Annotated in this window: 6 protein-coding genes and 1 pseudogene; 2 read left to right on the top strand and 5 right to left on the bottom strand. The window is 67.3% G+C overall.

The features are described 5' to 3' along the window. Window position 1 precedes the first annotated feature (1 nt). Genes QLH51_RS10585 through otsB form a run of 3 tightly spaced genes read right to left on the bottom strand, consistent with a single transcriptional unit; the run spans window position 2 to window position 3,941 of the window. Complete coding sequence (locus tag QLH51_RS10585; RefSeq protein WP_125654302.1) at window positions 2–1,384, bottom strand: alpha,alpha-trehalose-phosphate synthase (UDP-forming); 1,383 nt, start codon at window positions 1,382–1,384, stop codon at window positions 2–4. Then, complete coding sequence (locus QLH51_RS10590; protein ID WP_125654300.1) at window positions 1,381–3,177, bottom strand: glycoside hydrolase family 15 protein; 1,797 nt, start codon at window positions 3,175–3,177, stop codon at window positions 1,381–1,383. Before QLH51_RS10590 ends, QLH51_RS10585 begins: the two co-directional genes overlap by 4 nt. Beyond that, window positions 3,174–3,941, bottom strand: a complete 768-nt coding sequence (gene otsB, locus QLH51_RS10595; RefSeq protein WP_206428767.1) for a trehalose-phosphatase — start codon at window positions 3,939–3,941, stop codon at window positions 3,174–3,176. The genes QLH51_RS10590 and otsB overlap by 4 nt, the downstream gene beginning before the upstream one ends. Before the next feature lie 107 nt (window positions 3,942–4,048). Between otsB and QLH51_RS10600 the strand changes: the two genes are divergently transcribed. After that, complete coding sequence (locus QLH51_RS10600; RefSeq protein ID WP_125654665.1) at window positions 4,049–4,348, top strand: GIY-YIG nuclease family protein; 300 nt, start codon at window positions 4,049–4,051, stop codon at window positions 4,346–4,348. Between the two features lie 67 nt (window positions 4,349–4,415). Here the strand turns inward: QLH51_RS10600 and QLH51_RS10605 are convergent. Both QLH51_RS10605 and QLH51_RS10610 read right to left on the bottom strand, forming a co-directional pair. Then, window positions 4,416–5,136 (bottom strand): annotated as a pseudogene (locus tag QLH51_RS10605) (IS30 family transposase); the annotation flags it as partial. Between the two features lie 128 nt (window positions 5,137–5,264). Beyond that, window positions 5,265–6,785, bottom strand: coding sequence for a fumarate hydratase (locus QLH51_RS10610; RefSeq protein ID WP_125654296.1), 1,521 nt, complete (start codon window positions 6,783–6,785; stop codon window positions 5,265–5,267). Window positions 6,786–6,905: 120 nt separating this feature from the next. Between QLH51_RS10610 and QLH51_RS10615 the strand changes: the two genes are divergently transcribed. After that, entirely contained in the window at window positions 6,906–8,951 is a 2,046-nt protein-coding gene (locus QLH51_RS10615; RefSeq protein WP_164516044.1) for an EAL domain-containing protein, read from the top strand. The last annotated feature ends 190 nt before the right edge of the window (window positions 8,952–9,141 follow it).

Below are 9,141 nucleotides of genomic sequence, written 5' to 3' on the forward strand. Positions count from 1 at the left end.
CTCAGGCCGCGTTCGGCTCCGCCGTCAGCGCGTCGATGAACCGCTTGCGCCACCAGATCACATCTTCCTCGACGACATTGTCGATCATCGCCTGCCACCGGTCGATCCGTTCGGCGCGCGGCATCCGCAGCGCCTTGTCGATGCCGTCGGCGATATCCTCGGCGCTGTAGGGGTTAATGAGGATCGCGCCGACCGACAGCTGCTGCGCGGCGCCGGCGAAGCGCGACAGGATCAGCACGCCGGGATCGCGCGGGTCCTGTGCCGCGACATATTCCTTCGCGACCAGGTTCATGCCGTCGCGCAAGGGCGTGACCAGCCCGATGCGCGCCGCACGGTAGATGCCGGCCAGCACCTCGCGCGGATAGCCCTTGTTCACATAGCGGATCGGCACCCAGTCGGTATCGGCATAGGCGCCGTTGATCCGCCCCGACATCTGTTCCAGCGTGTTGCGGATGTCGCGGTACGTCTGCACCGCGGTGCGCGACGGCGGGGCGATCTGCAGCAGATACACCAGCGCGCGCCGGTCGGGATGGTTCTGCAGGAAGCGTTCGTAGCCGGCGAAGCGTTCGGGCAGCCCCTTCGAATAGTCCAGCCGGTCGACGCCGACGATCAGGCTGCGCCCGACCGCGCTCTCGAGCTGGTTGAGCTGCGCCGCCTTGGCGACGGGTCCGTTCGCGCCGGCCATGAAGTCCTTTGCCTCGATCCCGATCGGGCAGCTGATCGCACAGATCGTGCGGCCGCCGACCGTCACCGAATTGCCGTCGATCGACCCGCCCATCTCCTCGCGGACATAGTTGAAGAAGCTGTCGAGCCATTCCTCGTTCTGGAACCCCACCACGTCATAGGCGAACAGCGCCTCCACCATCCGGCGATGGTCGGGCAGCGCGGTCAGCAGCCGGCGCGGCGGCCACGGGATGTGGAGGAAGAAGCCCATGCGGTTGGTCACGCCCTGCTGGCGCAATACCCAGCCGAGCGGGATCATGTGATAGTCATGGACCCAGATCAGGTCGTCGGGTTCGATATGCGGGCCGATGCGTTCGCCGAACACGCGGTTGACGCGTTCGTAGCCGCCCTGGAAATCGCGTTCGAACTCGGTCAGGTCGAGCCGGTAGTGGAACAGCGGCCACAGCGTCCGGTTGGCATAGCCGTCGTAATATTCCTCGACGTCCTGTTCGGACAGATCCATCACCGCGCTGGTCACGCCGCCATAGGTCTGGAAGCGCAGCTCGCGATTGTCGCTGGTATCCCCCGACCAGCCGAACCAGATACCGTCCTCTTCGGCCAGCGCGGCGTTCAGCGCGACGGCGAGGCCGCCCTGCGCACCGCCGCCGGTGCCCGGCTGCGGGGCCTGCACCCGGTTCGAGATGACGATCAAGCGACTCATCTGACGACGTTCCATGACTTGCTCAGCAGGACGGCGGAATTGATCATGCCGACCAGCGAGTAGGTTTGCGGGTAGTTACCCCATAATTCCCCGGTTTCGGGGTCGATATCCTCCGACAGCAGCCCGGCGGGCGTGCAGCGCGACAGCATCTCCTCCAGCAGTTCGCGCGCGTCCTCGTCGCGGCCGGTCGCGTGCAGCGCCTCGATCAGCCAGAAGGTGCACACGTTGAAAGCGGTATGCGGCAGGCCGAAATCATCCTCGGTCGCATAGCGCAGCATGTGGCTGCCGCGCCGCAGCCCCCGCTCCACCGCCTCCAGCGTGCCGACGAAGCGCGGATCGTCGGGTTCGAGGAAGCGCAGGTCGAGCAGCTGGATGATGCTGGCGTCGAGATCGTCGCCGCCGAAGGTCGCCGACATGCGGTTCGTCTCGGGCCGCCATGCCTCGCGCTCGATCTTGGTGCGCATCGCGGTCGCGCGGTCGCGCCAGAACATCTCGCGCTCGGAAAGCCCCAGCGTGCCGGCGACATTGGCGAGGCGGTCGCACGCCGCCCAGCACATCGCCGCGCTGTAGGTATGAACGTGGCTCTTGGTGCGCAGCTCCCACAGGCCGGCATCGGGCTTGTCATACGCCGCCCATGCCCGCTCGCCGATCGGCTCCAGCGCCTCGAAATCGGCCTGCTTGCCGACGCGGAACAGCCGCTGGTCGAAAAATCCCTGCGCGTTCGACAGGATGATCTGGCCGTAGGCGTCGTGCTGGACCTGCTCGTACGCCTGGTTGCCGACGCGCACCGGCCCCATGCCGCGATAGCCGTCGAGCCCCTCGGCCTCGCGCTCGACCAGCGTCGCTTCTCCGCCCACGCCATAGAGCGGCTGGATCTGTCCGTCGGCGGCGTTGTCGACGATGTTGCGCAGATATTCGAGATACCCCTCCAGCACGTCCAGCGCACCAAGGCGGTTGAGCGCCTGTACGGTGTAATAGGCGTCGCGGATCCAGCAGTAGCGGTAGTCCCAGTTGCGCCCGCTATCGGCATGTTCGGGGATCGAGGTGGTCAGCGCCGCGACGATCGCGCCGGTTTCCTCATGCTGGCACAGTTTCAGCGTGATCGCGCTGCGGATCACCGCCTGCTGCCATTCGACCGGCGTGGCGAGGCCGCGCACCCAGTGGCGCCATTCCTCGATCGTGTTCTTCAGCATCCGCTCGACCGACGCGGGCAGTTCGTCGGAAAAGCTCTCGTCCGGCCCGAGGAAGAAATGCAGCGTGCGCTCGACGCGGAACAGCCGCTCGTCCTCGACCCAGCCGACCGGGGCGCTGGTCGACAGGCGGATCGCCTCCTGGTCGAGCAGGTAGCGGATATGGTTCGACCCGCGCGTGCGTGCCGCCTGTGCGCTGCCCCAGCCGACCGACGGGCGGAGCCGGACCCGGATTCGCGGAGACCCGGCAAGCGGCCGTACGATCCGGCAGAAGGCGACCGGGCGATACATCCGGTCGTGCCGCTTGAAGCGCGGACAGAAGTCGACGACCTCGATCGCATTGCCCGCCGCATCGGTGTGGCGCGTCACCAGCACCGGGGTGTTGCGGATATAGGTCTGCTGCGTGTCGACACAGCCGTCGAGGTCGATCTCCCAGAAACCGAACGCCCCGTCCGACCCGCGCCGCCGGTCGTCGAGCAGCGAGGAGAAGGCCGGGTCGCCATCGACCCGCGGCAGACAGCCCCAGACGAAGCGCCCGTTGCGGTCGACCAGCGCCGACACCTGGCAGTTTCCGATCGGCCAAAGATCCATCGTCGCGGTCATGCATTCAGCTCCAGCCAGTCGAGAAAGGCGGCGACGTCGTCCAGCCGGTACGCCGCCGCGGTATCGCGCATCGGCCCGATCAGGATGCCCACCCCGCCATGATGCGCGGCGACGACCATGCCGGGTTCGTCGGTCAGGTCGTCGCCGACGAACACCGGCGCATGGCCCGCAAAGGGCGGACCTTCGCACAGGGTCGCGATCGCGGTGCCCTTGTCATGGCCGTCCATGCGCAGTTCGATCATCATCTTGCCGCCTTGCGCGGTCAGCCCGTCGCGCTGGGCAAAGGCGTCGACCAGCGCATGGGCTTCCTGTTCCACCTCCGGCGCGCCGCGATAATGGATCGCGACGCCCAGCGTCTTGCTCTCGATCACGACCCGCGGATCGTCGCCGAACCGGTCGGCGAACGCGCGCTCGGCCGCGGCCAGGCTGGCGGGACGATCGGGCAGAAGGGTCGTGCCGCCGGCGGGACGGATTTCCGCGCCATGGCTGCCGACCACGGCGAAGCGGGCGATGGTGTCGCCGAGAAAGCCGTCGATCTGCGCGACCGACCGCCCGCTGACGATCGCGACCCGCCCGTCCAGCCGGTCGGGCAACCGCGCGAGCAGCGCGCGGAGCCGGTCGCCGACCACGACCCCTTCGGGCCGGTCGGCAAGGTCGACCAGCGTGCCGTCGAAATCGAGGAACAGGCCGGCATCGTCGAGCAGGCCTGCGGGCGGGGGAGGAAGGTCTTGGTGCGCCATCGGGTCGGTGAACGCGGCGCGCAACGAAATCGTTTCGCAGGTGCGGGGTATTTTGACGTAGCGGCGCATCACCTGCGCCGCTATGTCACCCCGGGTTTGACCTCGGGCCCCGCTTCTTCTTGTTTCTGACGATGACGAAAGAGGGGAAGGACGGCTGGATGTATATCATGGCCGACCGCTATCGTGGCGCGACGTATGTCGGCGTCACGGCCGACCTCGCTACCCGCATCCACCAGCACCGCAACGGCGGCGGCTCCGTTCACTGCGCAAAGCATAACCTCGACCGCCTCGTCTGGGCGGAACGCGGCGACGACATCCTGTCCTGCATCGCCCACGAAAAGCGCATGAAGCGCTGGCATCGCAATTGGAAGTTCGAGCTGATCGAACGGACGAACCCGCAGTGGCGTGAACTTTCCCCAACCATCATTTGATCCATCCATATGGAAACGTCATCCCCGCGCAGGCTGGGATGTGGATTCACGTTTGAAGTGCATCGGGTGAGAGGATGTCGAGGTCGGTTTTGCGGGGCAGCAGGCGTCGCAGGCGGCCGATGGTGTTCTCGACCCCGCCCTTCTGCCAGGGGCTTCGTACATCGCAGAAGGTCTGCAGCCCAAGGTGCCGCAGGCGATGGTGTTCTGCGAACTCGGTACCATTGTCGAAGCTGATGGTCCGTCGCAACGGCTGGGGGATATCGCGAAGTTGCCGGGCGATACGCCGAGCGGTCATCGATGCCCTGCGGTGGGGTGGCTGATCCGGCATGGTGAAGCGGATGGTGCGCTCGTGGAGGACGAGGATGTTGTCGCCGTAGCGCGAGAACAGCATGTAGTCGGCTTCCCAATGGCCCGGCTGACGTCGGTCCCGTGCCGCGGGCGAGCGTTCGTGGTTGGAGCGGCGGTGCTTGATGAAGCTGGCGGGACTGCCGCCTTGCAGACGGTACCGTCCACGGCGCGACCTGGCGCGGGGTAGCAGGCGATGCCAGTAATCCTTCTGGGCCGAGCGGAACGACGAAGCGGTAGATTGACCCATGACTGATGACGGTACGACCAGCCTCGCGCGCCAGTCGGCCGGCGATCTGCTCGGGCGGACGATGCGTCAAACATGCCCCCGGGCATGTTTGACGCATCGTCCCCATCGCAAGGCTTTGCCTGATGCGGTCGCGCAGGTCCGGCTGGCGCACCAGCTGCCACCCTATCGGCGGTGCACTTCTTTCGTGAACCCGTCGGGTCCAGAGCCAAGCAAAGCACAGGCTTGCGCATTTGGCCCTGGATCCCCGCCTGCGCGGGGATACGCTGGAGTGGACTTTCGCCGCGATACTGCCTTCGCCGACAATGACGAACGTCGAAGCGATCAAACCCCCTCCAGCAACCGCTCCTTCGCGATCTTCTCGCGCCACACCAGCGGCGCGAGGTGGTGGACGTTCTGCCCTTCGCTATCGACCGCGACGGTGACGGGGAAGTCCTGCACCTCGAACTCGTAGATCGCCTCCATCCCGAGATCGGCGAAGCCGACGACCTTCGACCCCTTGATCGCGCGCGCGACGAGGTACGCGGCACCGCCGACCGCCATCAGATAGGCCGATTTCGCCTCGGCGATCGCCTTCGTCGCATCCACGCCGCGTTCCGCCTTGCCGACCATCGCCAGCAAGCCCTGGTCGAGCATCATGCGGGTGAACTTGTCCATGCGGGTCGCGGTGGTGGGGCCGGCCGGGCCGACCACTTCCTCGCCGACCGGATCCACGGGTCCGACATAATAGATCACGCGCCCGCGGAAATCGACGGGCAGCTGCTCGCCCTTCGCCAGCATGTCGGCGATGCGCTTGTGCGCGGCGTCGCGGCCGGTCAGCATCTTGCCATTGAGGAGCAGCCGGTCGCCATGCTTCCACGTCGCGACGACTTCCGGGGTCAGCGTATCGAGGTCGACGCGGATCGCCGCCTTGTCCGGGGTCCAGTTGACGTCGGGCCAGTCGGCGAGGTTCGGCTGTTCCAGATAGGCCGGCCCCGAACCGTCCAGCGTGAAATGCGCGTGGCGGGTCGCGGCGCAGTTCGGGATCATCGCCACCGGCTTCGATGCGGCATGCGTCGGCCAGTCGAGGATCTTGACGTCGAGCACGGTCGACAGCCCGCCTAGCCCCTGCGCACCGATGCCCAGCGCATTGACCTTGTCCATCAGCTCGATGCGCAGCGCCTCCACGTCGGTCTGCGCGCCGCGTGCCTTCAGCTGGCCCATGTCGATCGGCGCCATCAGCGATTCCTTGGCGAGCAGCATCGCCTTTTCAGCGGTGCCGCCGATGCCGATGCCGAGCATCCCGGGCGGACACCAACCGGCGCCCATCTGCGGCAGCATCTCCAGCACCCAGTCGACGATCGAATCGCTGGGGTTCATCATCTTGAACTTCGACTTGTTCTCCGACCCGCCGCCCTTGGCCGCGACGTCGACCGACACCGTGCTGCCCGGCACCATTTCGACGTGCAGCACCGACGGCGTATTGTCCTTCGTGTTCCGCCGGGTGAAGGCCGGATCGGCGAGGATCGAGGCGCGCAGCTTGTTGTCGGGATGCAGGTACGCGCGGCGCACGCCCTCGTCCACGACCTCCTGCAACGAATGGTCGCTGTCGAGGCGGCAGTCCTGCCCCCATTTGACGAACACGGTGACGATGCCGGTATCCTGGCAGATCGGGCGATGCCCCTCCGCACACATCCGGCTGTTGGTCAGGATCTGCGCGATCGCGTCCTTGGCGGCCGGCGACGTCTCGGCGGCATAGGCCTCGCCCAGCGCGCGGATATAGTCCATCGGGTGGTAATAGCTGATGAACTGCAGCGCATCGGCGACGCTGTCGATCAGATCGGCTTCGGTGATGGTGACGGTCATCGCATGATATCCATATCGGCTCGAAATTTCTTCCCGCCCTACAGGGTGGAGCGTGCCGGTTGCAAAGAATTCGTTCACGATGCCGCGCTACGGTCGGCATGGGACATGAAAGGAAGCGCATTGGCGAACGGTGGGTTGAAGGCGGCGTTGCGATCGTGGGTCCAGCGGCCCGACGATGCCGAACGCCTGCCCGCCGACCGTGCCGCCCGCCTGCTGCACGAGGCCGAAAACCATGGTCCCAACTGGTTCTGGCAGACCGATCGCCACGGACGGCTGACCTATCTGAGCGACAAGATCGCCGCGGTGTTCGCCGCCGCGGGCATCGATCCGATCGGCGCGCCGCTGACCGACATGCTGCGGATCGCCGGCGGCGAATCGATCGGCGACGACGCCGAACGGACGATCGCCTTCCACCTGTCGGCCCGCACCGCCTTTACCGACTATGCCGTCGCCCCCGCCGCGCCGGGGGAGAGCGAGCGCAGCTGGACCGTGTCGGGCAGCCCGTTTGCCGATCCGTACGGCCGGTTCGAGGGGTTCGTCGGCACCGGGACCGACATGGCGGCGGTGCGGCGATCGGATGCGGCGATCACCCGGCTCGCGCTGTTCGACAGCCTGACCGGCCTCGCCAATCGCCAGCGGATGCGCATCTCGCTCGAGCAGACGCTGGCGCAGCCGGCCTATGACGGCACCGCGCTGTTCCTGCTCGACCTCGACCGGTTCAAGGCGGTCAACGACACGATGGGTCATCCGGTTGGCGACGCGCTGCTCAGCCAGGTCGCGCAGCGGCTGCTGCGCGTCGTCGCCGATGCCGGGCTGGTCGGGCGGCTGGGCGGCGACGAGTTCGAGGTGATCCTGCCGCGCATCGGCAGCCGGACGGACATGGCGACGCTGGCGCAGGCGATCATCGCCAGCCTGTCGCAACCCTATTTCATCAACGGCAGCGCGGTATCGATCGGCTGTTCGATCGGTATAGCGGTATCCCCCGACCATGGCACGACGCCCGACGTGCTGGTCGCCAATGCCGACCTCGCGCTCTATGCCGCCAAGGATGCCGGGCGCGGCGTCGCCCGCTTCTTCAACGACGCGATGCTCGACGGCGCGCGCATCCGGCGCCAGATGGAGGACGACCTGCGCCTCGCCCTCTCGCTCGACCAGCTGCGCATCGTCTATCAGCCGGTCGTGTCGCTCGACGGCGGGCGGATCACCGGGTTCGAGGCGCTGCTGCGCTGGGAGCATCCGACGCGCGGGCTGCTGATCCCCGCCGACTTCCTGTGCGTCGCGGAGGAATCGAAGCTGATCGAGCCGATCGGCGAGTGGGTGCTGCGCACCGCCTGTCACGACGCCGCCGCCTGGCCGGGCGAGACCCGGCTGTCGGTGAACTTGTCGGCGGCGCAGTTCGCCAATCCCGCGCTGCCCGCGATCATCGCCAACGCGCTCGCCCGCGCCGGCCTGGCGCCCGGGCGGCTGGAGGTGGATATCGAGGAGGCGAGCCTGCTGCGCGACATGCGCGCGGCGATCACCGTCTTCGCCGCGCTGCGCGGGATCGGCGTCCGCCTCGCGCTCAACGATTTCGGGGCGGGACAGGCGTCGATGTCGTGCCTGCGCCGACTGGCGTTCGACCGGATCAAGATCGATTCGTCGTTCGTGCGCGGCGTCAGCGATCCCGAAGGGCGCAACGCCGCGGTCATCCGCGCCATCGCGACGCTGGCCGACATGCTGGGCATCGACACGACCGCCAAGGGCATCGAATATCACGACGAGCTGGCGGCCCTGCGCGAGCTTGGCTGCAACGACGTGCAGGGCTTCGTCTATGGCGCGCCGGTCGACACCGCCGAGGCCGCGGCGCGGCTGATGGCGGAGGGCGGCGCGCTGACCCCCAACGGTCCGAAGGCGGAGCGCGCGCCGCGTACCCGCATGCTGCGCTCGACCACGATCGAGGTGAACGGCGAACGCCGCTCGGCCCGCATCCGCGACCTGTCCACCACGGGGGCGCTGATCGACCTCGTCGATTTCGACGACGGGGCGATCGGATCGACCGTCCGCATCGACACCGGCGGCGGCAACTGGACCGCGGCGACGCTGCGCTGGGCGGAGGACGGCCGCGCGGGGCTGCATTTCGAATATCCGATCACGGTCGAACGCCGCATGACGATACGCCGGCGATAGTCTGCGCGGGGGAAGGGTTCGCAGCCGGGTTCCTCGTGCCGGCCAGCTCTCCCCGTTCGGTTCGAGCAGCTTCGGGCGTAGTCGAGAACGGGTAGTTCGGGGACACCCCCTTCTCGACTACGGTTCTCGACAGGCGCGAACCGGCGCTCGAAGCAAACGGAAAGCCATGCAGACCGGGATCGCCCGCCCC

It is taken from the genome of Sphingomonas sp. 2R-10 (assembly GCF_030062225.1).
Taxonomy (GTDB): domain Bacteria; phylum Pseudomonadota; class Alphaproteobacteria; order Sphingomonadales; family Sphingomonadaceae; genus Sphingomonas.